This window comes from Psychrobacter sp. H29, assembly GCF_059073055.1.
In genome coordinates this window covers 1,773,882-1,796,642 of record NZ_JCACRY010000001.1, presented here as the reverse complement: position 1 = coordinate 1,796,642, position 22,761 = coordinate 1,773,882, and the positions used below count along the sequence as shown (strand labels likewise).

The window sequence follows — 22,761 nt, the reverse complement described above, 5'->3', positions numbered from 1 at the left end:
TATGCCTTTGCTGACATCCATTATAGGAGGGTCGGCGGGGCTTTAAACTATTTTGCTTTTGGCACGCTATAAGTTCGGATAAAGAACTCATTCTGGTTAAGAACAGAAGGCCGCTTTAAGTGAATATTTAACCAAACTGCTTTTGATCATGATCTTGCAACGCAAGAATGACGAAAGCACATATTAGGAGCTTGCTGGCATGGCTAACCAGAGAATCCGTATCCGTCTTAAGTCTTTTGATCATCGTCTGATTGATCAATCTGCACAAGAGATTGTTGATACTGCAAAGCGCACCGGTGCGCAAGTTTGTGGTCCTGTACCGTTGCCGACTCGCATTGAGCGCTTCAACGTTCTAACCTCACCACACGTTAACAAAGACGCTCGTGATCAGTACGAAATCCGTACTCATAAGCGTATGGTTGATATCGTTCAACCTACTGACAAAACTGTGGATGCGCTAATGAAATTAGATTTAGCGGCGGGTGTTGACGTTCAAATTGCTTTGGGTTAATGCACACCCAACCCATTAATATAAGATATAAAGAGGTCTAAAATGGCGATCGGTTTAGTCGGTAAAAAGTGCGGCATGACCCGTGTCTTCACTGAAGCAGGCGCATCTATCCCTGTAACAGTAGTTGAGGTCGATGCAAACCGCATTACTCAAGTAAAAAGTACTGATGTAGATGGTTATCAAGCCATCCAAATCACTACAGGTACCCGTCGTGACAGCCGCGTAACTGCAGCACAAAAAGGTCACTTCGCTAAAGCTGGTGTTAAAGCTGGCCGTGGTGTTTGGGAATTCCGTGCCAACGAAAGCGATCTTGAAGGTCGTGAGATTGGTGGCGAGATTCTAGCTGATTTGTTCGAACAAGGTCAGATGGTTGATGTGACAGGACAGAGCAAAGGTAAAGGCTTTCAGGGTCCAGTAAAACGTCACAACTTTAGTATGCAAGATGCTACTCATGGTAACTCAGTGTCTCATCGTGCGCATGGTTCAACTGGTCAAAACCAGTCACCAGGTAAAGTATTCAAAGGCAAGAAGATGGCGGGCCAGATGGGTAACAAGCGTGTTACTGTTCAAGGCCTAGAAGTGATTTCGGTTGATGCCGAAAAAGGGTTACTTGTCATCAAGGGTGCTATCCCAGGTGCCACCGGTGGCGATGTTATCGTACGTCCGTCAGTCAAAGCCTAAGCAAGGGGATTAACGTGGATTTAAAAACAGTTACAGGTGCGGCGGTTGAGCTTTCTGATACGGCTTTTGGTCGTGAATTCAACGAAGCACTAGTGCATCAGGTCGTCACCGCTTATTTAGCTGGTGCTCGTCAAGGTACACGCGCACAAAAAACCCGTGCCGAAGTTTCTGGCGGTGGTATCAAGCCATGGCGCCAAAAAGGTACTGGTCGCGCTCGTGCGGGCTCTATTCGTAGCCCAATATGGCGTTCAGGTGGTCGTGCATTCGCTGCAAAACCACAAGATTGGTCACAGAAAGTAAACCGTAAAATGTATCGCGGTGCGATGCAGTGCATCCTAGCAGAATTGATTCGTCAAGAGCGTCTGATTTTGGTAGAAGAGTTGAGCGTTTCTGGGCCGAAAACCAAAGAACTGATTGCAAAGCTAAATGAGCTTGGTGCACCTCGTGCATTGATCGTCACTAAAGAAGTTGACGAGAACTTATACTTAGCTGCTCGCAACATTCCACACGTCAACGTACTTGGTACAGGCGAAGTGGATCCAGTGAGCTTGATCGCATTTGATAAAGTGATCATGTCAGTTGAAGCTGCGAAACAATTTGAGGAAGCACTAGCATGAACAACGCAAGACTTTATCAGGTCTTAAGAGGACCTGTATTCTCAGAAAAATCTCAAATGCTTGGCGACTCACTTGGTGTGCAGGTATTTAAAATTGATTCTAATGCTACTAAGCTTGAAGTCAAGAAAGCAGTTGAGTTGATGTTTGAAGGTGTTGAAGTTACTAAAGTAAACACTTTGAATGTTAAAGGTAAGACAAAGCGTTTTGGTAAAAGCATCGGCCGTCGTAATGACTATAAAAAAGCCTATGTTACCTTAAAAGCTGGTCAAGATGTACAAATGGCTGATGCTGGTGAAGACGTAGCGAACACTACTACTTCTACTAGTGAAACAGCGAATAACGAATAAGGATTACACTCATGCCTATCGTAAGAGCAAAGCCAACATCACCAGGCCGTCGTTTTGTTGAAAAAGTTGTGCATCCACACCTTTATAAAGGTCGTCCTTATGCAGCGCTTCTAGAATCAAAAAGTAAGTCAGGTGGTCGTAACAATAATGGTCGTATCACTACTCGTCACATTGGCGGTGGTCATAAGCAACATTATCGCATTATCGACTTCAAACGTACTAAAGACAATATCCCAGCAACGGTAGAGCGTATTGAATACGATCCTAACCGTACTGCACATATTGCACTACTTAAGTATGCTGATGGCGAACGTCGTTACATCATTGCTGCTAAAAAACAAGCAGTTGGTGATACCGTAATGTCAGGTGAGACTTCTCCAATTCGTCCAGGTAACTGCTTGCCGCTAAAAAACATCCCATTGGGTACTGTGATTCACAATATCGAGCTTAAAATCGGTAAAGGTGCACAGATGGCTCGTTCTGCGGGTGCTAGCGTTCAGTTACTAGGCCGTGACGGTATCTACGCTATTATACGTCTACGCTCTGGCGAAACACGCCGTGTACACGTAAATTGCCGTGCTGTTATTGGTGAAGTTTCTAACACTGAAAACAACTTGAAATCACTTGGTAAAGCTGGTGCTTCACGTTGGCGTGGTGTTCGTCCTTCAGTTCGTGGTGTCGCTATGAACCCGGTTGATCACCCACATGGTGGTGGTGAAGGTCGTAACAAAGGTCGCCATCCAACTAGCCCTTGGGGTCAGAAGTCTAAAGGACTTAAAACGCGTCATAATAAGCGTACTGACAACATGATCATCCGCCGTCGCGCCAAGAAGAAATAAAGGAAGAATTTCATGCCTCGTTCATTGAAAAAAGGTCCATTCATAGACGCGCACTTATTTGCTAAAGTTGAGAATGCATTAGACACCAACTCACGCAAGCCAATTAAAACTTGGTCGCGCCGCTCGATGATCCTACCACAAATGGTTGGCTTAACTTTGTCTGTCCACAACGGCCGTACTCATGTACCGGTTATCGTAAGTGAGCAGATGGTTGGTCATAAACTAGGTGAATTTGCCCCGACTCGTACGTATCGTGGTCATGGCATTGACAAAAAAGCTAAGAGATAAGGTGCTTACCATGGAAGTAACTGCAAAATTACGCGGTGCCGCCATATCGGCACAAAAAGTTAGACTCGTTGCTGATGAAGTTCGTGGCAAATCTATTGAGCGTGCTTTGGATATCCTAACGTATAGCAATAAAAAGGGCGCTGTGTTTGTTAAGAAATGTCTTAACTCAGCCATCGCCAATGCCGAACATAATCACGGCCTAGATATCGACGATCTTAAAGTCGCGACTATCTATGTTGATGAAGGCATTACGCTAAAACGTATCCTACCACGTGCCAAAGGTCGCGCTGATCGTATCAGCAAGCGTACTTGTCACATCACTATAAAGGTAGGAGAATAAGTTATGGGTCAAAAAGTACATCCAATCGGAATTCGTCTTGGTGTTGTAAAAAAGCATAACGCAAACTGGTATGCTAACCCTAAACAATACTCAGAATACCTAATCAACGATATTCAAGTTCGTGAATATCTACGCAAGAAGCTAGATAACGCAATGATCAGCAACATCATGATCGAGCGTCCTACTGGCGCTGCTAAGATTACCATCGCCACTGCGCGCCCTGGTATCGTTATCGGTAAGAAAGGCGAAGATATCGAAAGACTTCAAAAAGAATTGACCAAAATTATGGGCGTACCTGCTCAGGTCAACATTGAAGAAATCACGTCACCTGATCTTGATGCACGTTTGGTAGCAGACGGTATCGGTAGCCAGCTTGAGCGTCGTGTTATGTTCCGCCGTGCGATGAAACGCGCTGTACAGAACAGTATGCGTTCTGGTGCTAAAGGCATCAAAGTTGAGCTGTCTGGTCGTCTTGGCGGTGCTGAGATTGCTCGTAGCGAATGGTATCGTGAAGGCCGTGTGCCATTGCATACACTTCGTGCTGATATTGACTACTCGTCAATTCGTGCAGAGACAACTTACGGCACCATCGGTGTTAAAGTTTGGATTTTCCGTGGCGAAATCCTTGACGGTATGAACAGTGTTTACAATCCCGTCAAAGAAGAGCAGACTCGTGCGCCAAAACGCCGTGGTCGTGGAAACCGTCGAAACTCAGACAGAGGTTAAACTATGTTACAGCCAAAACGTACCAAGTTTCGTAAAATGCACAAAGGTCGTAACACTGGGCTAGCTCATCGTGGAAGCACCGTTGCATTCGGACAAATTGGTCTAAAATCATTGACGCGTGGTCGTATGACAGCTCGTCAAATTGAAGCAGCACGTCGTACCATCACTCGTAAAATTAAGCGTGGCGGTAAGATTTGGATTCGTGTATTCCCAGACAAGCCAATTACCAATAAACCATTAGAAGTACGTATGGGTAAAGGTAAAGGTCCAGTTGAATATTGGGTATGCGAAATCAAGCCTGGTAAAGTGCTATATGAAATTGAAGGGGTATCTGAAGAGCTTGCTCGCGATGCTTTAACGCTTGCTGCAGCAAAACTGCCCTTTAAAACTACCATTGTTAAGCGGACGATAATGTAATGAAGATCAGTGAATTACGTGATAAATCATTAGAAGAACTGACCCAGTTACTTGATGAGAAGCAACTTGATGCTTTCCGTATTCGTATGGCTAAAGCAACTGGTCAGTTGGGTAATACCCATGAAGTTAGAGACAATCGTCGTACGATTGCCCAGCTTCAGACTTTGATTAACGAGAAACAACGAGGCGACTCATGAGCGATAACAATCAAACAGCTACCAATGCTAGCGTAGTGACAGGACGAGTTGTCAGCGATAAGATGGACAAGTCCATCACAGTTTTGATTGAGCGTCTGGTTCGTCATCCTTTGTATGGCAAGCAGCTTCGTCGTTCTACTAAAATCAAAGCACATGATGAGAACAACGTTTGCCAACAAGGTGACCTTGTCCGTATCAAAGAAACGCGTCCAATCTCAAAAACTAAGTCTTGGACTTTAGTTGATGTGGTTGAAAAAGTAGAAAAAATCTAAGTAAATTGCATTAAAAGCCAGAAGCTGTTAAAATAGCCGCCTTTTTAAGGATGCTGATTGCGCCGAGCGTATATCACTCACATGAAGAGTAAATTGCGGCTATTTATATTAAAATGCCGTCTACTCATTCTGTGCTAGCGGCAGCAACTGGTTTTTATTGCTCATACGTGTGGAGTAACGCTATGATTCAGGTTGAGTCAATGCTGGAAGTTGCAGACAATAGCGGTGCAAGGCGAGTTCAGTGCATTAAAGTACTGGGTGGTTCTCATCGTCGTTATGCATCAGTTGGCGACATTATTAAAGTAACGGTTAAAGAAGCCATTCCTCGCGGTCGTGTCAAAAAAGGCGACGTGATGAATGCAGTAGTTGTACGTACCAAAAAAGGCGTTCGTCGTCCTGATGGTTCTGTGTTACGTTTTGATGACAATGCTGCGGTATTGTTGAACCAAAACAAAGCGCCGATTGCAACTCGTATTTTTGGACCGGTAACTCGTGAACTACGTGGTGATCAGTTTATGAAAATTGTATCACTAGCACCAGAAGTATTGTGAGGTAATCCATGTCAAAATTACGTAAAGGCGATACAGTTATCGTGATTGCTGGGAAAGACAAAGGCAAGCAAGGTACTGTACAAGCTGTAAAAAATGATCGTATTAAAGTTGAAGGCATTAATATTGTTACTAAACACCAGAAGCCAAATCAGGCAACTGGCGTTGAAGGTGGCATTCTTAAGCAAGAAGCTTTTCTGCATATTTCAAATGTCGCAATCTTAAATGCGCAAACCCAAAAAGCAGACCGTATTACTTATCAGTTTGGCGAAGATGGCAAGAAACAACGCGTCTATCGTTCAAACGGTGAAGTAGTGGCGACTGCGTAAGACACTAAGGGTGTAATGGTAATGGCAAGATTAAAATCTTTATATAACGATGAACTAAAGCAACAAATCAAAGAAGAACTTGGTTTGGGTAATGTGATGCAAGTGCCGAAAATCACTAAAATCACACTTAATATGGGTGTGGGCGGCGCGTCTCAAGACAAGAAATTGCTTGAAGGTGCTGTAGCTGATATGACCGCTATCGCTGGTCAAAAGCCTGTTGTCACTAAAGCGCGTAAATCAGTCGCTGGCTTTAAGATTCGTGAAGAATGGCCAATTGGTTGTAAAGTAACGCTACGCGGTGAGCAAATGTACGAATTTTTAGATCGTCTCGTTGCCATTGCAATTCCTCGTATTCGTGATTTCCGCGGTTTTTCACCTAAAGCCTTTGACGGACGTGGTAACTACTCATTGGGTATCAAAGAACAGATCGTATTCCCAGAAGTAGATTTTGACAAGATTGATCGTATCCGTGGTATGGATGTGACTATCACCACGTCAGCTCAATCTGATGAAGAAGGTCGTGCGTTGCTTAAAGCATTCGGCTTCCCATTTAAATAAGGTAAAGACGTTATGGCAAAGAAGAGCATGATTAACCGCGAATTAAAGCGCGAAAAAATGGTTGCTAAGTATGCTGAAAAGCGTATCAAGCTAAAAGAAACTATCAGTGATATGACTGCAAGTGACGAAGCTCGTATGGAAGCGATGTTAGAGCTACAAGCTCTTCCACGTAATTCATCACCAGTACGTCTGCGTAATCGTTGTGCTATCACCGGTCGTCCTCACGGTTACTTCCGCAAGTTTGGCTTATCACGCAATATGCTGCGTGAGCGTGTCATGCAAGGCGATGTGCCTGGTGTTCGTAAAGCAAGCTGGTAAGGAGTAACTATATGAGTATGCAAGATACCGTTGGGGATATGCTAACCCGTATCCGTAACGCACAAATGGCTAACAAAGTATCGGTAGCAATGCCGAGCTCTAAATTACGTAAATCAATTGCTGATTTGCTAGTTAGCGAAGGTTATGTGGCTAGCGCTGTTGTTGCTGAAGAAGAAAACAACAAAGCGACCCTTACTATTGAATTGAAATACTTCGAAGGCCGTGCTGTCATCGAAACGATTCAACGTTATAGCCGTCCTGGTCTACGCCAGTTCCGCGGCAAAGATGAAATCCCTACTGTTAAGCAAGGTATGGGTGTTGCTATCGTATCTACTAGCCAAGGTATCATGAGCGATCGTGCTGCACGCGCTGCTGGTATCGGTGGTGAAATCGTCGCATTTGTAGCGTAAGCTATACGACGATGAAGTTTACTTGATGATTGTTAGGCCTCTATTGATGGAGTAATATTAAATTATTTCAAATTGATAGGTGTCTAACATAGTCAACTATGCTAAACTAACACGCTTTTTAGCCTGTTAGTTTTTTCGCTAATATAAAGAAGTTAAATTTTTTAAGGAATATTCCTATGTCTCGTGTGGCTAAAGCCCCAGTGACGCTGCCTAACGGCGTAAGCGTTACTTTGAACGATCGGCAGGTCGAAGTTAAAGGCAAGAACGGTACTATGTCTTTACACCTGCATGAATTGGTCGAGCTGAAACAGGAAGATGATGCTATCATTTTCTCACCTACAGTCGATTCAAAAGAAGCTATGATGCACACTGGCACCATGCGCGCTCTTATTAACAACTATGTTAAAGGCGTGAACGAAGGCTTTGAAAGACGTCTTCAATTAATTGGTGTTGGTTATCGTGCTCAAGTTGCTGGTAACAAAGTAACCCTTAACGTTGGTTACTCTCATCCAGTAGAGTACACGTTACCTGAAGGTGTGTCAGCTGAAACCCCAACGCAAACTGAAATTGTTTTGAAATCAAACAACAAACAGCAGCTTGGTCAAGCAGCGGCTAATATCCGTGGTTTCCGCCCACCTGAGCCTTATAAAGGTAAAGGTATTCGTTATAGTGACGAGCATGTGATTCGCAAAGAAGCTAAGAAAAAATAAGGTGAGTTGAAATGTTTGATAAAAAAGCAGCTCGTCTGCGTCGAGCTAAGAAAACACGCGCACATATCCGTTTCTTGGGCGTTCATCGCTTAACGGTTAACCGCACGTCAAAACATATTTATGCCCAGATTATCTCTCCAAATGGTGGTGAAGTGATTGCTCAGGCATCTACCTTAGACAACAGCTTGCGTTCAGGCGCGACTGGTAATGCTGATTCAGCAACGTCTGTAGGCCAAATGATCGCAGAACGCGCAAAAGCAGCTGGCATTACTAAAGTTGCCTTTGACCGTAGTGGTTTTAAATATCATGGTCGAGTTAAAGCTTTAGCAGAAGCTGCTCGCGAAAACGGATTGGAGTTTTAATCATGGCTAGAAATGATAAAAATGATAAAAATGAACAGACTGACGGTCTAGTAGAACGCTTAGTTACCGTTGATCGCGTTGCAAAAGTTGTTAAAGGTGGTCGTATTTTCTCTTTCACTGCATTGACTGTAGTGGGTGATGGTAATGGCCGCGTTGGTTTTGGTCGTGGTAAAGCACGTGAAGTGCCAGCTGCTATCCAAAAAGCACTAGAAGCTGCTAAACGCAATATGATCACTGTTGAATTAAATGATGCAACTTTGTATCATCCGATCAAAGCACGTCATGGTGCTAGTAAAGTCTATATGCAACCTGCATCTGAAGGTACTGGCGTAATCGCCGGTGGCGCAATGCGTGCTGTATTAGAAGTTGCTGGTGTCAAAGATGTTTTGACTAAATGTTATGGTTCTACCAATACTGCTAATGTTGTTCGCGCAACGTTTAACGGTTTACGTGATATGTCAACTCCAGAGAAGATGGCAGCTAAACGTGGTAAATCTGTAGACGAAATCTTGGGTTAACTTAGACTAGGTGAGTTACGATGAAAAAAATGAAAGTCACTCAATTTAAATCGGGTGCCCATCGCCTAAAGAGCCACAAAGCGAGCTTGAAAGGATTGGGTTTACGCCGCATTAATCACACTGTTGTAGTAGAAGATACTCCTTCAACACGTGGTATGGTTAATCGCGTTAACTACATGGTAAAAGTGGAGGAAGCGTAATGGGTCTTAGATTAAATGAATTATCACCAGGTGTTGGCGCAAAGAAAACTGCCCAACGTCGTGGTCGTGGTATCGGTTCAGGTCTTGGTAAGACTGGTGGTCGTGGTGTAAAAGGTCAGAAGTCTCGTTCAGGTTCTAGCGTTCGCTCAGGATTTGAAGGTGGCCAAATGCCTTTATATCGTCGTCTACCAAAATTTGGTTTTACCAGTAAACTGGCTATGAAGACTGCTGAAGTACGTCTTTCTGAACTGAATAAAATTGATGGCGATGTGGTTAGCCTTGAGACACTTAAAGCTGCTAACCTTGTCCGTCACGACATGAAGCGTGCCCGTGTTATGCTATCAGGCGAAGTCACCAAAGCTTATACCTTTAAAGGTATCAAAGTGACTAAAGGTGCTAAGCAAGCGATCGAAGCTGCTGGTGGTAGCATCGAGGAGTAGTAACGTGTCAAAACAATCAATGTCATCGACTGGTATACCGCTTAATCCATTCGCATTTATACGCAAGTATGATGAGTTATGGTCGCGTTTATTATTCTTAATCGGCGCATTGATTGTTTATCGTTTAGGGTCACATATTCCAGTGCCGGGTATTAACCCGGTCAACTTGGCTGATCTGTTTTCGCGCAACGAAAACACCATTTTGAGCATGTTCAATATGTTCTCAGGTGGTGCGCTAGAGCGTATGTCTATCATGGCACTTGGCATTATGCCATATATCTCAGCATCGATTATTGTACAGATGATGTCTGCAGTATTGCCATCGCTTGAGGCTCTCAAAAAAGAGGGTGAAGCAGGACGACGTAAGCTAAACAAGTACACCCGTCAGGGAACGCTTGCTTTAGCACTAGTACAGTCATTAGGAATGTGTGCTGGTTTGATCAGCCAAAACCTTACTTTATCATCTGGTTTGACCTTTTATATTCCAGCCGTTACTTCATTAGTAGCGGGCGCAATGTTCTTGATGTGGCTCGGTGAGCAGATTACAGAACGTGGCGTTGGTAACGGTATTTCAATGCTCATTTTTGCGAGTATTGTGGCTGGTACACCAGGTATGATTTCGCAATCTATCGAACAGGTCAATCAAGGTCAAATGAACTTGATTGTACTATTTATTTTTGTACTACTGGGAATCGCGGTAACTGCAGGTATTGTTTATATTGAACGTGCTCAGCGCCGTGTCCCTGTTAACTATGCTCAGAAACAACAGCAAGGCCGTAAAATTTACGCTCAGCAGCAGTCACATTTGCCGTTGAAGCTTAATATGGCAGGGGTTATCCCAGCTATTTTTGCAAGCTCTTTATTGTTGTTCCCTGCAAGTTTAGGGCAGTGGGTAGGTCAATCAACTGACCCTACCTTTGTACAAAAAATACTGCAAAATATGGCATTGGTGTTGTCTCCAGGACAGCCGCTGTATTTAGTATTGTTCGGTGCAATGATTATTTTCTTCTGTTATTTTTATACGGCATTAGTATTTAGTCCTCGTGAAGTAGCAGAAAACCTTAAACGTAGTGGTGCTTATATCCCAGGTATTCGCCCAGGACAACAAACTCAGCGTTACCTCGATCATGTATTAAACCGACTGACCTTTATTGGCGCGATGTATATGACGGTTATTTGTTTAATGCCAATGGTCGTCCAGTCATCGTTTGGTGTACCGTTTCAACTTGGTGGTACGTCGCTACTGATTATGGTGGTTGTGGTAATGGACTTCATCTCGCAGATTCAAGCGCATTTGATGACCCATCAATATCATGATCAGACGTTAATTCAATCGCCCACTCAACCTTAATGAGCGGTACGATATTTCAAGGAGCATGCTATGAAAGTTCAAGCATCAGTTAAGAAGATTTGTGGTAGCTGTAAAGTTGTGCGCCGTAAAGGCCGTGTACATATCATTTGTACGGCAGAACCGCGCCACAAGCAACGTCAAGGTTAATATCTAGTATCATAAAGTTTTAAACTTTTATTACTATATAAATTAATACTTGAAAAATAACGGCGGATGGGATATCATCCGCCACTTGCCGTGTTTATACAGAATGTTTTATAATGGTTTTTAGGTACAGAATTTACTAAATCCTAGTATCAAAAGTTATTATAGAGTGTGTAGTATCAACAGCAACAATTCTGAAAAATAATGCCTTATTGATAAATAACGCTTATTTTTCTTTAATGGAGAGAAATCAATGGCTCGTATTGCCGGCGTAAACATTCCGGATAATAAGCATGCTGTTATTTCACTAACTTACATCTTTGGTGTAGGTCGTACCACTGCTCAGAAAATCTTAGAAGCAGTTGGCATTGCCCCTACTACTAAAGTTAGCCAGTTAGATGATACACAGTTAGATGCTATCCGTGCACAAGTTGCAAACTACATGACTGAAGGTGACCTTCGTCGTGAAGTTTCAATGAATATCAAGCGTTTAGTTGATCTTGGTTGTTACCGTGGCATCCGCCATCGTCGTAACCTACCAGTTAGAGGTCAGAACACCAAGAACAACGCTCGTACTCGTAAGGGTCCGACACGCCCTCTCAAAAGATAATTAACTTAGGAAGCTAAAAGATGGCAAAAGACACTCGCAGTCGCAAAAAGGTGACTCGTCGTTCAGTATCGGAGGGCATTGCCCATATCCATGCGTCTTTTAATAACACCATTGTTACGATTACCGATCGTCAAGGTAATGCATTGGCTTGGGCCACTTCAGGTGGACAAGGCTTCCGTGGTTCACGTAAATCTACACCATTTGCAGCTCAGGTTGCAGCTGAAGTCGCTGGTAAAGCGGCTCAAGAATACGGTGTTAAGAATATCGACGTTTTGGTCAAAGGACCAGGACCGGGTCGTGAGTCTGCGGTAAGAGCACTAGGTGCATTGGGTTATAAAGTTAACAGCATCTCTGATGTAACCCCAATCCCACACAATGGTTGCCGTGCGCCGAAAAAGCGCCGCGTCTAATATTAAAGACGAAGCTTTTTATCCCAAAAGCTTATAGGAGACATAACAATGGCCCGCTATATTGGACCAAAACTGAAATTATCACGTCGCGAAGGTACAGACTTAGGTCTTAAGTCTGGCGTTAAACCATATGACGTAAAAACGAAAAAAGCTGGTCGTCCACCAGGTCAGCACGGTGTAAGCCGTAACAAGACCTCAGAATATGCTCTACAGCTGCGCGAAAAGCAGAAAGTTAAGCGTATTTACGGTGTACTAGAGCGTCAGTTCGCTAACTACTACAAAGAAGCTGCTCGTAAGCGCGGTGCTACTGGTGAAAACCTTTTAGCTATGCTTGAGAGCCGTCTAGATAACGTTGTATATCGCATGGGCTTTGGCTCAACTCGCGCTGAAGCACGTCAACTAGTTAGCCATCGTACCGTAATGGTAAAGAAAGCTGGCCGTGATGAGTTTGTTCGTGTGAACATTCCATCAATTCAGCTTCAAGATGGTGATGTCATCGCTATCCAAGAGAAGTCTCGCGAACAGCTACGTATTAAAAACGCTATTGAACTAGCGTCACAACGTGGCATTCCAGAATGGCTTGATGTTGATCACAGCAAATTACAGGGCACGTTCAAAAAAGCGCCTGATCGTATTGATCTACCTGCTGAAATCAACGAAAGCTTGATCGTTGAGCTATACTCTAAGTAATAACGTAATGCTCAATGTTATGAAAATAACATTGAGCACTCAACGTTAATTAAACCAGTTTAATAAATCGAGGTGACATCATGATGCTAAATGCAACTGAGTTTCTAACGCCGAATGCCATTAATGTGGATACGGTTAATGAAACGATTGCGAAAGTCACGCTCGAACCGTTAGAACGCGGCTTTGGGCATACCCTAGGTAATGCTCTGCGTCGCATCTTGTTATCTTCATTACCTGGTGCTGCAGTCATTGAAGCTGAGATTGATGGTGTTGACCATGAATACTCTACGCTTGAAGGGCTACAAGAAGATGTACTTGACTTGCTTTTGAACTTAAAAGGTTTGGCAATTACGCTTCATGACCAAAATGAAGTATTTTTGACCTTGGATAAACAAGGTCCAGGCACTATTACTGCTGCAGACATCGCGTTACCGCACAATGTTGACATCATCAATCCAGAATTGGTCTTGGGTACATTGAGCGAACGTGGTCATCTTAAGATGCGTTTGCGTGTAGTGATGGGTCGTGGATATGAGCCAGCAAACCAGCGCCGTGAAGATGGTGATACTAGAGCAATTGGACGTTTGAAACTTGATGCAAGTTTTAGTCCTGTGCTTCGTGTTGCTTATCAGGTTGAGAACGCTCGCGTTGAGCAGCGTACTGATCTTGATCGTCTTATCGTTGAGCTTGAAACTAATGGCACTATAGATCCAGAAGAAGCAATTCGTAAAGCAGCAACTATTTTACAGCAACAGATTTCTATCTTTGTTGACCTAGAAGCTGAAGAAGCGCCTGAGCCTGTGAAAGAAAAAGAAGAGGTTGATCCGGTGCTATTACGCCCTGTGGACGATCTTGAACTAACGGTTCGCTCAGCCAACTGCTTGAAAGCTGAAAACATTTACTATATCGGTGATTTGGTACAGCGTTCAGAGACTGAACTTCTAAAAACCCCAAATCTTGGTAAGAAATCATTAACAGAAATCAAAGACGTATTAGCGTCTAAAGATTTAGAGCTCGGTATGCGCCTAGATAACTGGCCACCAGCTGATTTACGTGTTGATGATCGCTTTTCTTATCGTAGCCGTTAAACTTTAAGGATTTTTGACTATGCGCCATCGTAAGAGTGGAGTCAAGCTGGGTCGTACCGGCAGTCATCGTAAGGCAATGTTTCAGAACATGACCAACTCATTATTTGAGCATGAACTGATCAAAACAACTTTACCAAAAGCTAAAGAACTACGTCGCGTTGCCGAGCCATTGATCACTATGGCTAAAGAAGACAGCGTTGCTAACCGTCGTTTAGCATTCAGCCGTATGCGTAGCAAAGCTATGGTAGGCAAATTATTTGGCACGTTAGGTCCTCGTTACCAGACGCGTCCAGGTGGTTATTTGCGTATCGTAAAGTGTGGTTACCGTGATGGTGACAACGCGCCAATGGCTTATGTAGAATTGGTTGATCGCGACTAATTTTGCACCGTAGATATATTTCAAAAAAAAGCTCCAATTGAATTGGAGCTTTTTTTTGTTTGAAATTTAATTATTTATTATCCGTTCATAGTAATAACGAATCAACGTCAGCAGCACCTTGTCTGATCACTTCAGGCTGACTATTGGTCATGTCTACAATGGTGGTAAGTTTGGTTGTCTTTATGCCTGCATTGATAAGACCGTCTATTTGATTACCTAACAAGTCTTCAATTTCAAACGGATCATCTAAAATATCGTCTCTATCAGGAAGAATCAAAGAACTGGTCAAAATAGGTTCATCCATCGCTTCTAATAGCGCCTGGGCAATAGGATTGCTAGGCACACGAATACCAATCGTTTTCTTTTTTGCGTGGGCGAGTTTCTTAGGCACATCTTTTGTAGCATTGAGAATAAAAGTAATTGGCGCTGGCGTATGCGCTTTAAGCTGTTTAAATTGTACATTGTCGACTGTAGCGTAATTGGCAATCTCACTAAGATCACGGCATAACAAAGTAAATTGATGCTTGTCATCAAGCTCGCGAATTTGCTTTAGCTTAGTCAAGGCGTCCTTTGCGCCCAACCGACAACCAAAAGCATAACTGGTATCTGTTGGATAAATGATCAGTTGATCCTTGCGTAGCATATTGGCAGCTTGTTCGATGAGACGTGGCTGCGGATTTTCTGGATGAATATAGAGTACTTCCATAATAATTCCTTATTTTATAGTTATTGGTTTTTTTATTAATACAAATAATTTGTCAGCTGGTTAAAGCTAATTTAATCAGAAGTAGTGTCGCTGAACACTACTTCGTATGTTGCTAATGCAATCTATTCAAAAATGCTATTTCAATTATCAGTATAGCTCAAAGCCAATAGAGCTTTAGTGGTAAGGCGTTACCAATCGTAGAAAATCGTTAACACCAAAAAAATGAGTAGCTCAAATAAAAGCCTTATTGGCGTTTGATATTATTTATCTTGGCAAGCACGGAGTAGGGTGCTGAGTAATGTTTTAGCATCACGTGGTAAAATTTTTGGATTTTCAAGATAGGTTTCTACTTGTTGATAGACGTCATTAGCAAATGCACTCTCGCTAGTGTCAAAGTCAGCAAACAAGTTATCTTGTGAGACTTGAAAATGTCGCCCACATGCGAGAGTAAATAGACACTCTAGTGCTTGCGGCTTGATTTCTACACGCTCAAATGCTTGCTGCTGAGCTGCTGTTCGACCGTCTGGGGCATACCAGTAGCCAAAATCAGGTAGTCGCCTACGAGCCTCACCAGCCACACACCAATGACTGATTTCTAGTAAACTCTTAACTATAAATGTACATTACTAAGTTATTGATTGATAAAGAAGTAATTGTAATGATGTAAAATCAGCTTCTTGATAAAAAAATGTACAATATTCCTCATAAAAGGAGATATTGTACATTAAGTGAGTCATTGGAATTATCACTTTTCAAAGCACTAAGAAGCTTATATTAGCCGTGTATATACAATCGAGACATATCAATATTTTATTTTTGATGAATAGATCGGGACTTTTTGTTGGTTCTTCTCTTAGTAGATATTCTTTGTTTTTTCAATAAAATTGGGAAGGCTAGAATATTTACTATAGTTATCATCGGCTGAATAGTAGCCTGATGAATATACTTCACATGACTGCTTTGAAATTTTAAAATTAAGTAAGTATGAATTTGCAATATGTAGTTAATAAACTAATTATCCCTTAACGTAGAAAAATCTGTATGCATTAATGTTTCTAAAGCTATTCTAGCCGTAGGAGGAGGATTCGTAATCATCTCTTGATAATTAACTTCTAAGTTTTTTAGAAACACCTCTGATATCGGTCGACCTGAAAAATCATCAAAGCTAGGTGAAAAATGTATACCTATAGCTTCACACATAGCCTTTTCTAAGCCTTGAGGTCTTGCTTCAACCAATTGAAATAGCTCTTGCTCTTCACTTGTTCTACCACATTCAGTATACCAGTAACCATAGTCATCTAATTTGCGTCGTTTTTGCCCTGCCAAACAGTAATGAGCAATTTCATGTAATAGGCTTCTTGGGTAGTTTTCTTTAAAAAAGATCTTCGCATTTGTATCTGCTTTTGGCGCTTCATAGTAGGGTTCATCTACTCCACCAATTATGGTTAGAGTAGGAAAAAGATGTTCAAATAAAATTTTTAGTTTGTTACACAAATGATCGTCATTCATAGGAATACTTTTAAGGCATCTTAATAGCCGTAATATGAGAAATAAAGCTTTAGAGAGGCTTTATTCATAGATTGTATTTGAGCTAAACAGGAACAAGATTAAGCTATTTATTAGATCTTTTCACTAATCTTATATGTGGAGAATCTGCTAACTCTCTTTGAAGTTCAAAATTCTGTCTTAGAATGTTAAGATAATCTTGCATTATAATGTCATATTCTTCTTTTATCATGTCGTATTTCAAATTAGCTTTGATTTTGAGCTCTTTTTCATGTTTTAACTTAGTAGAAGTATTAGGTTTTTCTTGAGCACGATTTTTGCGTTCTTCTTCCGCTTTTGTTATTGCTTCGCAAAGTTCTGGATATCTCTCATTACGGACATACCCTTTTCCTTTACCTGCCTCTCTACCTACAGCGTCTCTAGTAAACTTAAACCGTGATGACTTTGTATTGACAATTTTGGCTGTACCATCTTGTAGACGATTCAAAGCATCCCAATAAGCCTGTTCTGCCTGGCTAGTTTTCATGTTATTTCTCTTGATTTACTTCTAATACTGAAAGAAGACTGTCTATTTTTTTAATACTCACTTCGTATTCATGATGAACACGCTTTGGAATATCTAAAGTGAGTTGAGACTTATAAAAATCTTTAGTTTGTAGCAAAATACTTTTGGATTCTGGTGAAAACACCGCATTTTCACAGCTAATACAAGCAGATGCCAATACACCAGCACCTTTATCACAAGGTTTAATAGACATACATCCGCCAACTAAAGTAGATCGATAACGAATTTTGCCATTTTTGACTGCTTTCTTAGTACTATTTCTATTATCTAAGAACTTAGGAAGCTTATTCTCTACTTTTCTTTTTTGTAGATTTTTACCAGCTGCACCAGTTAGTGTCACCCTGCTATCTAACAATTCATGCAAATTATCTGACTCTACTCTTGCTTGGGCCTCCTGCCATTCCTTTTGCATAGCTTTGACTTCAGGGCCGTTGCCTAAAATATTTATCGCTCTAGAGTTTGAGTCCGTGTAATAGACTGTCATCATCATGCTTATATGTTTTAGCTGGGATTTAAGAGTAGGATATGAAACATAACCACTAGAAGCAGCATACACGGCTAAGGAGCGTCTAAACTGATGAAAGCCTAAAGGCCAAGGCTTACCTAATTTAATATTATTAGATATTTCATCGCCGTATAAAAATTGACTGACTTCCTTTAAGTCTTGTTCTGAAATTAATAAGTGCTCTGATGACATTATTTTTTGAATGAGGTTGCTATTTAAGGCAGTTGTTGCATAATCAAAATGCGGATGAGGCTTTCCAGATTTCCCATTTTCAATTGAAAAAAACAACGGTAACTTACTCTCATCTTCTGCCACCTGACTCTTATTAGCAGACCAGTTCAAAGCTCCTTGAGTGATAAATTTAGCTGCTTCAAAAGCTTCTTGAGCTATGCTGAAGAAACCGTACAAGTAAACTTGGTAAACTAAGCATATTAATCGGAGTTTATCATGGTCAAGAAAATAAGAACCTATAGCACAGAATTTAAAGCTGAAGCCGTTAAGAAGATATCAGACAATAATGGCAATATCTCAGCGACTGCAAAGCAGCTTGGCATCGCCATGCAAACCTTATCGAACTGGAACAACAAAGCCAATCAAGGCAAGCTGATTGGCACAGAGCAATATGATCCTGATCTCATGAGTGCTCTTCAAGAAATAAAGCAGCTCAAGCGGCAGCTTAAAGTAGCCGAAGAGGAGCGAGAGATATTAAAAAAGGCGACGGCGTACTTCGCGAAAAACAGCTAGTCAGGTACGCCTTCATCAAAGATAACCAGCACTTCTTTACCATCACCACTATGTGCCGCGTGCTAAGGGTTAAGCATTCAAGTTACTACGACTGGCTGAGTCGCGATATCAGCGAGCAGCAGATACATCGCAACCATTGTGAGCTACTCGTTAAAGCCGCTCACAGTGAAACTCATGAGCGCTATGGTGTTGAGCGTCTGCATGCGCATCTAAGTGAGCAAGGTCATAACATCAGTCCCTACATGGTCAGAAGCATCAAAGAGGAATACAGCATCAAATGCCGTCGCCACAAACACTTTAAAGTCACCACCGACTCCAATCACAACAAACTGGTCTATCCAAACGTGTTGGATCAAGAGTTTGATGCCAGTCGCCCTAACCAAGCGTGGGCCAGTGACATCACCTATATTTGGACGCTTGAGGGCTGGTTGTATTTAGCGGGAGTCAAAGATTTATATACCAAAGAGCTGGTCGGCTATGCGATCAATAAGCGAATGACCGCAGATCTAGTATGCAAAGCATTGAACATGGCCATCAAGAATAAACAACCAAGCAAAGGGCTAGTCGTTCACTCTGACAGAGGCAGTCAGTACTGTAGCCATGCTTACCACAAGATCATCAAGCAGCATCAGTTTACAGGTTCAATGAGCGGTAAAGGCAACTGCTTTGACAACGCACCCATAGAAAGCTTCTGGGGCATATTGAAGAACGAGCTAGTATATCACCAAGACTATAAAACAAGGTTTGCAGCTATCAGAGATATCATTGGATATATTGAGTTATATTATAATCAGACTAGGATTCAAAAGGGTTTAGGCTATAAATCGCCAAGACAGGTGTGGTTTGATTATTATCGTCAGGCTGCGTAATCAAAATCTCCCAAGTTTATATATACGGGATTGACGGCAGGGGTCATCTTCAACAATTGAACCTGTTACCCATTTTGTAAATCTTGGTACTCCATTACTTTCCAATTTTGTTGTAGTTGACCATACTACAGGTATATTCCCAGTATCGGAATGAATATGTCTTAGCCCGTTGAAAGGGATAGATAGTAATTCATTTTTACGCATACCTGTAAACGCAGCTATAACAAAAGCGCTTTTCATCTGTATTTGACCTAAGCTGATTGTTAAACTTAACCAATTAGCATTCTTGATGATGTTTAAATCTGTTAATTCTGCTAAAATCTTAGTTAGCTTTGTATCTGTCTTCAAAGCAGTTTGCCAATAAAATCTGATTAAGCTTTTTTGTGATTTAGTAAGCTTACTCATAGGTACACTCTGATCTAATCTTAATGCTTCATCTCTTACTTTAGTACGTGCAGAAAAAACATATGAGATCTGCTCAGCGTGCTTATTAAAAACCTGCAAACTTTCAATGGTATCTTTTAGCAGGTTCTGATAAATACGTGAAGGAATGATCATGGTTTGAAGACTTTGAGAAGTCTCAGGGAAAGATTTTCTAGTCTTTCTTAGTTTGCTTGAAAATTCTTTTGAAGGTTGCATGTTACACCAAAAATTACTTTGATTTAAAACAGATGCTGTATCAATAAATCTTTGTATCTTGCCTAAATGCAAACCTATTTGTTTCTCCGTCGAACTATTAGTTACTAGGAAGTCGATTGCACTACTGTCAGTAAATATATTATTAAAGTCAATATTATTGTTTACACAGTAACTAATTAGGAAGGATATAGCGACTATATCACTATTCAATTTTGACATAGAACATCCATTCATCTCACAATTCCAATTGAGAGTAAATACCTTCAAAAACTTAACTGCTGATTTGAATTTTTTGCCGTCGGTATTAATAGATGAGGATAGGTTCCGAATTTTAGTTCTAAAATTAATAGTTCTATGTGAATTGCTAGTAGCACTATAGTCCCAAATATCATCAGAGAATAATGATAAAGCATCTCCACTCTTGGAAAGCGTTACAATCAAACCAGATGATGGGTTTTCGATTAGGTCTTTAGATATTGGTTGTATCTCTTTAACGAGGGGTTCACGCATCATTGTCTTGGTCATAAACTTAAGCTTTTTCTGTTAGATTCTGAGGCTACAGTGAGAAAATTTATATGCTCATCCCAATACTCATTATAAATTTGCATTTTTATTTTTTGTTCAGCATCATCAACGAGTTCAATTACTCTATTATCTTTTCCTTTAAGAATATTGATAATCTCGTCAATTCTAAATAGTGATGGTTCTATAGAGAGAAGATGATATTCAGGATCATCACGAATCATAGAAGACTTTAGTAGAGCCTCCTTCAAACTTAATAGTTTATGTATATCTTCAAAATCTATATGAATTGCAAAAAATTCACAGAACAAACAACTTTCAAATGTAGCACAGGAAGGGTTGGGGGCTTCATTATTAAAGCCCAATGCCTTAACAGGATCATTATCTGATAGGTTAGAACAAGATCCTGCTGGTATTTTCTCCGTATCATAGTTAGTTGAAGTCTTGATAGATATAGTTTGTTCATTAGTTCGATTAGACCTAAGAACTGCGGTAATCATTTTTTCGTGATAATGATTCATCTCTATTGCTTGAGACTCAATATCGATCGAAGTGTAAGATTTAGCTACTGTAGTTAAAGAGTTATTCAACTTCCTAGCTACTAATGACAAATTTCCTTTAGAATGTTTTATGTAGTATTCCGCACATAGGTTTCTAATGTCTCTAGCAGTAACCCTTTTAACCCCTTTAAAAAGTGGAGTATTGTCGTCAATAGAACTGACAGAGCTACGTGCAAAACGCTTTAATTGACGATGTTCTCCAATACGCATAAACAAGTATTCTTGACAGTCTCCAGGAAGATGAAGGTTATCAACCCACTCTCTAAGTTTCAAATACTGTATGAGATAACGTTTTAAGTGAGAAGGAGCGGAAAATTCAATCTGTCTACCTGCTCGATATTTATGTTTTTTAGCAAAAGTTGATAAGCCAAGGTTTTCCAAATTTAAATCAGATATTTTCAAATCAAGTGTGGGTTGTATATTAGCAGCAGTGAAAGAAAGGTAAATGTAATAAAAGCAATATGTACATAGGTTATAAGCATAAATTTTTCTAGAGTCTAAATTCTCATTGATCCATGTATTTCTGTTGTTTATTAATGTGTTTTTATAGAAATCTTTCTTAGTATGCTCACAATTATAATAATTTGATAAAGCATTTTTGAGCTATGCTGAAGAAACCGTACAAGTAAACTTGGTAAACTAAGCATATTAATCGGAGTTTATCATGGTCAAGAAAATAAGAACCTATAGCACAGAATTTAAAGCTGAAGCCGTTAAGAAGATATCAGACAATAATGGCAATATCTCAGCGACTGCAAAGCAGCTTGGCATCGCCATGCAAACCTTATCGAACTGGAACAACAAAGCCAATCAAGGCAAGCTGATTGGCACAGAGCAATATGATCCTGATCTCATGAGTGCTCTTCAAGAAATAAAGCAGCTCAAGCGGCAGCTTAAAGTAGCCGAAGAGGAGCGAGAGATATTAAAAAAGGCGACGGCGTACTTCGCGAAAAACAGCTAGTCAGGTACGCCTTCATCAAAGATAACCAGCACTTCTTTACCATCACCACTATGTGCCGCGTGCTAAGGGTTAAGCATTCAAGTTACTACGACTGGCTGAGTCGCGATATCAGCGAGCAGCAGATACATCGCAACCATTGTGAGCTACTCGTTAAAGCCGCTCACAGTGAAACTCATGAGCGCTATGGTGTTGAGCGTCTGCATGCGCATCTAAGTGAGCAAGGTCATAACATCAGTCCCTACATGGTCAGAAGCATCAAAGAGGAATACAGCATCAAATGCCGTCGCCACAAACACTTTAAAGTCACCACCGACTCCAATCACAACAAACTGGTCTATCCAAACGTGTTGGATCAAGAGTTTGATGCCAGTCGCCCTAACCAAGCGTGGGCCAGTGACATCACCTATATTTGGACGCTTGAGGGCTGGTTGTATTTAGCGGGAGTCAAAGATTTATATACCAAAGAGCTGGTCGGCTATGCGATCAATAAGCGAATGACCGCAGATCTAGTATGCAAAGCATTGAACATGGCCATCAAGAATAAACAACCAAGCAAAGGGCTAGTCGTTCACTCTGACAGAGGCAGTCAGTACTGTAGCCATGCTTACCACAAGATCATCAAGCAGCATCAGTTTACAGGTTCAATGAGCGGTAAAGGCAACTGCTTTGACAACGCACCCATAGAAAGCTTCTGGGGCATATTGAAGAACGAGCTAGTATATCACCAAGACTATAAAACAAGGTTTGCAGCTATCAGAGATATCATTGGATATATTGAGTTATATTATAATCAGACTAGGATTCAAAAGGGTTTAGGCTATAAATCGCCAAGACAGGTGTGGTTTGATTATTATCGTCAGGCTGCGTAATCAAAATCTCCCAAG

General features: G+C 41.3%; 36 protein-coding genes and 1 pseudogene. 30 read left to right on the top strand and 7 right to left on the bottom strand.

Translation table 11 applies throughout. The features are described 5' to 3' along the window. The first annotated feature begins 199 nt into the window (after positions 1 to 199). The 28 genes from rpsJ (at position 200) to rplQ (ending at position 14,300) form a co-directional block, all read left to right on the top strand. The gene (rpsJ, locus tag AC5JP1_RS07200; RefSeq protein ID WP_010196670.1) at positions 200 to 511 is read left to right on the top strand and encodes a 30S ribosomal protein S10; all 312 of its coding nucleotides are present in this window, start codon (positions 200 to 202) and stop codon (positions 509 to 511) included. 42 nt (positions 512 to 553) lie between these two features. Beyond that, complete coding sequence (gene rplC, locus AC5JP1_RS07195) at positions 554 to 1,192, top strand: 50S ribosomal protein L3 (protein WP_319052266.1); 639 nt, start codon at positions 554 to 556, stop codon at positions 1,190 to 1,192. Positions 1,193 to 1,206: 14 nt separating this feature from the next. Then, complete coding sequence (gene rplD, locus AC5JP1_RS07190; RefSeq protein WP_319052267.1) at positions 1,207 to 1,809, top strand: 50S ribosomal protein L4; 603 nt, start codon at positions 1,207 to 1,209, stop codon at positions 1,807 to 1,809. Further along, the gene (gene rplW, locus AC5JP1_RS07185) at positions 1,806 to 2,156 is read left to right on the top strand and encodes a 50S ribosomal protein L23 (RefSeq protein ID WP_319052268.1); all 351 of its coding nucleotides are present in this window, start codon (positions 1,806 to 1,808) and stop codon (positions 2,154 to 2,156) included. Before rplD ends, rplW begins: the two co-directional genes overlap by 4 nt. Before the next feature lie 11 nt (positions 2,157 to 2,167). After that, on the top strand, positions 2,168 to 2,995 hold the full coding sequence (rplB, locus tag AC5JP1_RS07180) for a 50S ribosomal protein L2 (protein WP_319052269.1): 828 nt from the start codon (positions 2,168 to 2,170) through the stop codon (positions 2,993 to 2,995). A 12-nt stretch (positions 2,996 to 3,007) separates the two neighbouring features. Continuing rightward, the gene (gene rpsS, locus AC5JP1_RS07175; RefSeq protein ID WP_010196682.1) at positions 3,008 to 3,283 is read left to right on the top strand and encodes a 30S ribosomal protein S19; all 276 of its coding nucleotides are present in this window, start codon (positions 3,008 to 3,010) and stop codon (positions 3,281 to 3,283) included. 10 nt (positions 3,284 to 3,293) lie between these two features. Next, positions 3,294 to 3,623, top strand: a complete 330-nt coding sequence (gene rplV, locus AC5JP1_RS07170) for a 50S ribosomal protein L22 (protein ID WP_021813373.1) — start codon at positions 3,294 to 3,296, stop codon at positions 3,621 to 3,623. A 3-nt stretch (positions 3,624 to 3,626) separates the two neighbouring features. Continuing rightward, positions 3,627 to 4,349 (top strand): 30S ribosomal protein S3, encoded by a 723-nt coding sequence (gene rpsC, locus AC5JP1_RS07165; protein WP_057758704.1) that lies wholly within the window; start codon positions 3,627 to 3,629, stop codon positions 4,347 to 4,349. A gap of 3 nt (positions 4,350 to 4,352) precedes the next feature. Next, the gene (rplP, locus tag AC5JP1_RS07160; protein ID WP_025644399.1) at positions 4,353 to 4,766 is read left to right on the top strand and encodes a 50S ribosomal protein L16; all 414 of its coding nucleotides are present in this window, start codon (positions 4,353 to 4,355) and stop codon (positions 4,764 to 4,766) included. Further along, complete coding sequence (rpmC, locus tag AC5JP1_RS07155) at positions 4,766 to 4,963, top strand: 50S ribosomal protein L29 (protein WP_102094164.1); 198 nt, start codon at positions 4,766 to 4,768, stop codon at positions 4,961 to 4,963. Before rplP ends, rpmC begins: the two co-directional genes overlap by 1 nt. Further along, a complete protein-coding gene (rpsQ, locus tag AC5JP1_RS07150) occupies positions 4,960 to 5,235 on the top strand; it encodes a 30S ribosomal protein S17 (protein ID WP_319052270.1) in 276 nt (91 codons plus the stop codon). Before rpmC ends, rpsQ begins: the two co-directional genes overlap by 4 nt. Positions 5,236 to 5,417: 182 nt before the next feature. Next, positions 5,418 to 5,786, top strand: a complete 369-nt coding sequence (gene rplN, locus AC5JP1_RS07145) for a 50S ribosomal protein L14 (protein ID WP_010196702.1) — start codon at positions 5,418 to 5,420, stop codon at positions 5,784 to 5,786. Positions 5,787 to 5,794: 8 nt separating this feature from the next. Then, on the top strand, positions 5,795 to 6,112 hold the full coding sequence (gene rplX, locus AC5JP1_RS07140; protein WP_011279796.1) for a 50S ribosomal protein L24: 318 nt from the start codon (positions 5,795 to 5,797) through the stop codon (positions 6,110 to 6,112). A gap of 21 nt (positions 6,113 to 6,133) precedes the next feature. Continuing rightward, entirely contained in the window at positions 6,134 to 6,670 is a 537-nt protein-coding gene (gene rplE, locus AC5JP1_RS07135; RefSeq protein ID WP_443526867.1) for a 50S ribosomal protein L5, read from the top strand. A gap of 12 nt (positions 6,671 to 6,682) precedes the next feature. Continuing rightward, a complete protein-coding gene (rpsN, locus tag AC5JP1_RS07130; RefSeq protein WP_193006033.1) occupies positions 6,683 to 6,988 on the top strand; it encodes a 30S ribosomal protein S14 in 306 nt (101 codons plus the stop codon). 11 nt (positions 6,989 to 6,999) lie between these two features. After that, positions 7,000 to 7,398 (top strand): 30S ribosomal protein S8, encoded by a 399-nt coding sequence (gene rpsH, locus AC5JP1_RS07125; RefSeq protein WP_319052272.1) that lies wholly within the window; start codon positions 7,000 to 7,002, stop codon positions 7,396 to 7,398. Between the two features lie 176 nt (positions 7,399 to 7,574). Next, a complete protein-coding gene (gene rplF, locus AC5JP1_RS07120) occupies positions 7,575 to 8,108 on the top strand; it encodes a 50S ribosomal protein L6 (protein WP_201599217.1) in 534 nt (177 codons plus the stop codon). A gap of 11 nt (positions 8,109 to 8,119) precedes the next feature. Beyond that, positions 8,120 to 8,470: a 50S ribosomal protein L18 gene (gene rplR, locus AC5JP1_RS07115; RefSeq protein WP_319052273.1), complete on the top strand. Its 351-nt coding sequence runs from the start codon at positions 8,120 to 8,122 to the stop codon at positions 8,468 to 8,470. A 2-nt stretch (positions 8,471 to 8,472) separates the two neighbouring features. Further along, entirely contained in the window at positions 8,473 to 8,988 is a 516-nt protein-coding gene (gene rpsE / locus AC5JP1_RS07110; protein ID WP_010196711.1) for a 30S ribosomal protein S5, read from the top strand. Between the two features lie 20 nt (positions 8,989 to 9,008). Continuing rightward, the gene (rpmD, locus tag AC5JP1_RS07105; RefSeq protein WP_057758718.1) at positions 9,009 to 9,188 is read left to right on the top strand and encodes a 50S ribosomal protein L30; all 180 of its coding nucleotides are present in this window, start codon (positions 9,009 to 9,011) and stop codon (positions 9,186 to 9,188) included. After that, positions 9,188 to 9,628, top strand: a complete 441-nt coding sequence (gene rplO, locus AC5JP1_RS07100) for a 50S ribosomal protein L15 (RefSeq protein WP_443526868.1) — start codon at positions 9,188 to 9,190, stop codon at positions 9,626 to 9,628. Before rpmD ends, rplO begins: the two co-directional genes overlap by 1 nt. A gap of 19 nt (positions 9,629 to 9,647) precedes the next feature. Next, a complete protein-coding gene (gene secY / locus AC5JP1_RS07095) occupies positions 9,648 to 10,979 on the top strand; it encodes a preprotein translocase subunit SecY (protein WP_443526908.1) in 1,332 nt (443 codons plus the stop codon). A gap of 30 nt (positions 10,980 to 11,009) precedes the next feature. Then, positions 11,010 to 11,126, top strand: a complete 117-nt coding sequence (gene rpmJ / locus AC5JP1_RS07090; protein WP_010196721.1) for a 50S ribosomal protein L36 — start codon at positions 11,010 to 11,012, stop codon at positions 11,124 to 11,126. A 250-nt stretch (positions 11,127 to 11,376) separates the two neighbouring features. Then, positions 11,377 to 11,733, top strand: a complete 357-nt coding sequence (gene rpsM / locus AC5JP1_RS07085) for a 30S ribosomal protein S13 (protein WP_021813384.1) — start codon at positions 11,377 to 11,379, stop codon at positions 11,731 to 11,733. Between the two features lie 20 nt (positions 11,734 to 11,753). Then, positions 11,754 to 12,143 carry a 30S ribosomal protein S11 gene (gene rpsK, locus AC5JP1_RS07080; protein ID WP_045454458.1) on the top strand — a complete coding sequence of 130 codons (390 nt, stop codon included), beginning with the start codon at positions 11,754 to 11,756 and terminating at the stop codon, positions 12,141 to 12,143. Between the two features lie 48 nt (positions 12,144 to 12,191). Then, on the top strand, positions 12,192 to 12,833 hold the full coding sequence (gene rpsD, locus AC5JP1_RS07075; protein ID WP_301449228.1) for a 30S ribosomal protein S4: 642 nt from the start codon (positions 12,192 to 12,194) through the stop codon (positions 12,831 to 12,833). 80 nt (positions 12,834 to 12,913) lie between these two features. Continuing rightward, the gene (locus AC5JP1_RS07070; RefSeq protein ID WP_493843634.1) at positions 12,914 to 13,921 is read left to right on the top strand and encodes a DNA-directed RNA polymerase subunit alpha; all 1,008 of its coding nucleotides are present in this window, start codon (positions 12,914 to 12,916) and stop codon (positions 13,919 to 13,921) included. A gap of 19 nt (positions 13,922 to 13,940) precedes the next feature. After that, positions 13,941 to 14,300 carry a 50S ribosomal protein L17 gene (rplQ, locus tag AC5JP1_RS07065; protein ID WP_021813387.1) on the top strand — a complete coding sequence of 120 codons (360 nt, stop codon included), beginning with the start codon at positions 13,941 to 13,943 and terminating at the stop codon, positions 14,298 to 14,300. An 85-nt stretch (positions 14,301 to 14,385) separates the two neighbouring features. On the opposite strand, the gene AC5JP1_RS07060 is transcribed toward rplQ, so the two are convergent. The 5 genes and pseudogenes from AC5JP1_RS07060 to AC5JP1_RS07040 all read right to left on the bottom strand — a co-directional run bounded on the left by AC5JP1_RS07060 (position 14,386) and on the right by AC5JP1_RS07040 (position 17,990). Further along, a complete protein-coding gene (locus tag AC5JP1_RS07060; RefSeq protein WP_319052276.1) occupies positions 14,386 to 15,006 on the bottom strand; it encodes an L-threonylcarbamoyladenylate synthase in 621 nt (206 codons plus the stop codon). A 260-nt stretch (positions 15,007 to 15,266) separates the two neighbouring features. Continuing rightward, a pseudogene (locus AC5JP1_RS07055) lies at positions 15,267 to 15,623 on the bottom strand (elongation factor P hydroxylase); the annotation flags it as partial. Between the two features lie 394 nt (positions 15,624 to 16,017). Beyond that, on the bottom strand, positions 16,018 to 16,515 hold the full coding sequence (locus AC5JP1_RS07050; RefSeq protein ID WP_057758727.1) for an elongation factor P hydroxylase: 498 nt from the start codon (positions 16,513 to 16,515) through the stop codon (positions 16,018 to 16,020). Positions 16,516 to 16,618: 103 nt separating this feature from the next. After that, on the bottom strand, positions 16,619 to 17,038 hold the full coding sequence (locus tag AC5JP1_RS07045) for a hypothetical protein (RefSeq protein ID WP_057758729.1): 420 nt from the start codon (positions 17,036 to 17,038) through the stop codon (positions 16,619 to 16,621). A gap of 1 nt (position 17,039) precedes the next feature. After that, entirely contained in the window at positions 17,040 to 17,990 is a 951-nt protein-coding gene (locus tag AC5JP1_RS07040) for a hypothetical protein (protein WP_493843633.1), read from the bottom strand. Between the two features lie 39 nt (positions 17,991 to 18,029). Here AC5JP1_RS07040 and AC5JP1_RS07035 point away from each other — a divergent pair. Beyond that, positions 18,030 to 19,195 (top strand): IS3 family transposase gene (locus tag AC5JP1_RS07035; protein WP_493842780.1). Its coding sequence is split into 2 segments (ribosomal slippage): positions 18,030 to 18,288 and positions 18,288 to 19,195, totalling 1,167 coding nucleotides; the frame shifts between segments, so codons are not numbered across the junction. On the opposite strand, the gene AC5JP1_RS07030 is transcribed toward AC5JP1_RS07035, so the two are convergent. Continuing rightward, positions 19,196 to 20,359 carry a hypothetical protein gene (locus tag AC5JP1_RS07030; protein WP_493843632.1) on the bottom strand — a complete coding sequence of 388 codons (1,164 nt, stop codon included), beginning with the start codon at positions 20,357 to 20,359 and terminating at the stop codon, positions 19,196 to 19,198. It abuts the gene before it with no gap. Beyond that, positions 20,356 to 21,318, bottom strand: coding sequence for a hypothetical protein (locus tag AC5JP1_RS07025; RefSeq protein ID WP_493843631.1), 963 nt, complete (start codon positions 21,316 to 21,318; stop codon positions 20,356 to 20,358). The genes AC5JP1_RS07030 and AC5JP1_RS07025 overlap by 4 nt, the downstream gene beginning before the upstream one ends. A 262-nt stretch (positions 21,319 to 21,580) precedes the next feature. On the opposite strand from AC5JP1_RS07025, the gene AC5JP1_RS07020 reads away from it, so the two are divergent. Further along, positions 21,581 to 22,746 (top strand): IS3 family transposase gene (locus AC5JP1_RS07020; RefSeq protein ID WP_493842780.1). Its coding sequence is split into 2 segments (ribosomal slippage): positions 21,581 to 21,839 and positions 21,839 to 22,746, totalling 1,167 coding nucleotides; the frame shifts between segments, so codons are not numbered across the junction. Positions 22,747 to 22,761 lie beyond the last annotated feature (15 nt).

Bases quoted from the DNA above. Each gene is read 5' to 3' on its own strand.
- rplB (WP_319052269.1), top strand. From the start codon at position 2,168: ATGCCTATCGTAAGAGCAAAGCCAACATCACCAGGCCGTCGTTTTGTT.
- rplO (WP_443526868.1), top strand. From the start codon at position 9,188: ATGGGTCTTAGATTAAATGAATTATCACCAGGTGTTGGCGCAAAGAAA.
- secY (WP_443526908.1), top strand. From the start codon at position 9,648: ATGTCATCGACTGGTATACCGCTTAATCCATTCGCATTTATACGCAAG.
- rpsQ (WP_319052270.1), top strand. From the start codon at position 4,960: ATGAGCGATAACAATCAAACAGCTACCAATGCTAGCGTAGTGACAGGA.
- rpsJ (WP_010196670.1), top strand. From the start codon at position 200: ATGGCTAACCAGAGAATCCGTATCCGTCTTAAGTCTTTTGATCATCGT.
- rpsN (WP_193006033.1), top strand. From the start codon at position 6,683: ATGGCAAAGAAGAGCATGATTAACCGCGAATTAAAGCGCGAAAAAATG.
- AC5JP1_RS07050 (WP_057758727.1), bottom strand. From the start codon at position 16,515: ATGAATGACGATCATTTGTGTAACAAACTAAAAATTTTATTTGAACAT.
- AC5JP1_RS07060 (WP_319052276.1), bottom strand. From the start codon at position 15,006: ATGGAAGTACTCTATATTCATCCAGAAAATCCGCAGCCACGTCTCATC.
- rplC (WP_319052266.1), top strand. From the start codon at position 554: ATGGCGATCGGTTTAGTCGGTAAAAAGTGCGGCATGACCCGTGTCTTC.
- rpmD (WP_057758718.1), top strand. From the start codon at position 9,009: ATGAAAAAAATGAAAGTCACTCAATTTAAATCGGGTGCCCATCGCCTA.
- rplW (WP_319052268.1), top strand. From the start codon at position 1,806: ATGAACAACGCAAGACTTTATCAGGTCTTAAGAGGACCTGTATTCTCA.
- rplQ (WP_021813387.1), top strand. From the start codon at position 13,941: ATGCGCCATCGTAAGAGTGGAGTCAAGCTGGGTCGTACCGGCAGTCAT.
- rplF (WP_201599217.1), top strand. From the start codon at position 7,575: ATGTCTCGTGTGGCTAAAGCCCCAGTGACGCTGCCTAACGGCGTAAGC.
- AC5JP1_RS07030 (WP_493843632.1), bottom strand. From the start codon at position 20,359: ATGACCAAGACAATGATGCGTGAACCCCTCGTTAAAGAGATACAACCA.
- rpsM (WP_021813384.1), top strand. From the start codon at position 11,377: ATGGCTCGTATTGCCGGCGTAAACATTCCGGATAATAAGCATGCTGTT.
- rpmJ (WP_010196721.1), top strand. From the start codon at position 11,010: ATGAAAGTTCAAGCATCAGTTAAGAAGATTTGTGGTAGCTGTAAAGTT.
- rpsE (WP_010196711.1), top strand. From the start codon at position 8,473: ATGGCTAGAAATGATAAAAATGATAAAAATGAACAGACTGACGGTCTA.
- rpmC (WP_102094164.1), top strand. From the start codon at position 4,766: ATGAAGATCAGTGAATTACGTGATAAATCATTAGAAGAACTGACCCAG.
- rplN (WP_010196702.1), top strand. From the start codon at position 5,418: ATGATTCAGGTTGAGTCAATGCTGGAAGTTGCAGACAATAGCGGTGCA.
- rpsC (WP_057758704.1), top strand. From the start codon at position 3,627: ATGGGTCAAAAAGTACATCCAATCGGAATTCGTCTTGGTGTTGTAAAA.
- rplV (WP_021813373.1), top strand. From the start codon at position 3,294: ATGGAAGTAACTGCAAAATTACGCGGTGCCGCCATATCGGCACAAAAA.
- rpsH (WP_319052272.1), top strand. From the start codon at position 7,000: ATGAGTATGCAAGATACCGTTGGGGATATGCTAACCCGTATCCGTAAC.
- rpsK (WP_045454458.1), top strand. From the start codon at position 11,754: ATGGCAAAAGACACTCGCAGTCGCAAAAAGGTGACTCGTCGTTCAGTA.
- rpsS (WP_010196682.1), top strand. From the start codon at position 3,008: ATGCCTCGTTCATTGAAAAAAGGTCCATTCATAGACGCGCACTTATTT.
- rplE (WP_443526867.1), top strand. From the start codon at position 6,134: ATGGCAAGATTAAAATCTTTATATAACGATGAACTAAAGCAACAAATC.
- rpsD (WP_301449228.1), top strand. From the start codon at position 12,192: ATGGCCCGCTATATTGGACCAAAACTGAAATTATCACGTCGCGAAGGT.
- rplP (WP_025644399.1), top strand. From the start codon at position 4,353: ATGTTACAGCCAAAACGTACCAAGTTTCGTAAAATGCACAAAGGTCGT.
- AC5JP1_RS07045 (WP_057758729.1), bottom strand. From the start codon at position 17,038: ATGAAAACTAGCCAGGCAGAACAGGCTTATTGGGATGCTTTGAATCGT.
- rplX (WP_011279796.1), top strand. From the start codon at position 5,795: ATGTCAAAATTACGTAAAGGCGATACAGTTATCGTGATTGCTGGGAAA.
- AC5JP1_RS07070 (WP_493843634.1), top strand. From the start codon at position 12,914: ATGATGCTAAATGCAACTGAGTTTCTAACGCCGAATGCCATTAATGTG.
- rplR (WP_319052273.1), top strand. From the start codon at position 8,120: ATGTTTGATAAAAAAGCAGCTCGTCTGCGTCGAGCTAAGAAAACACGC.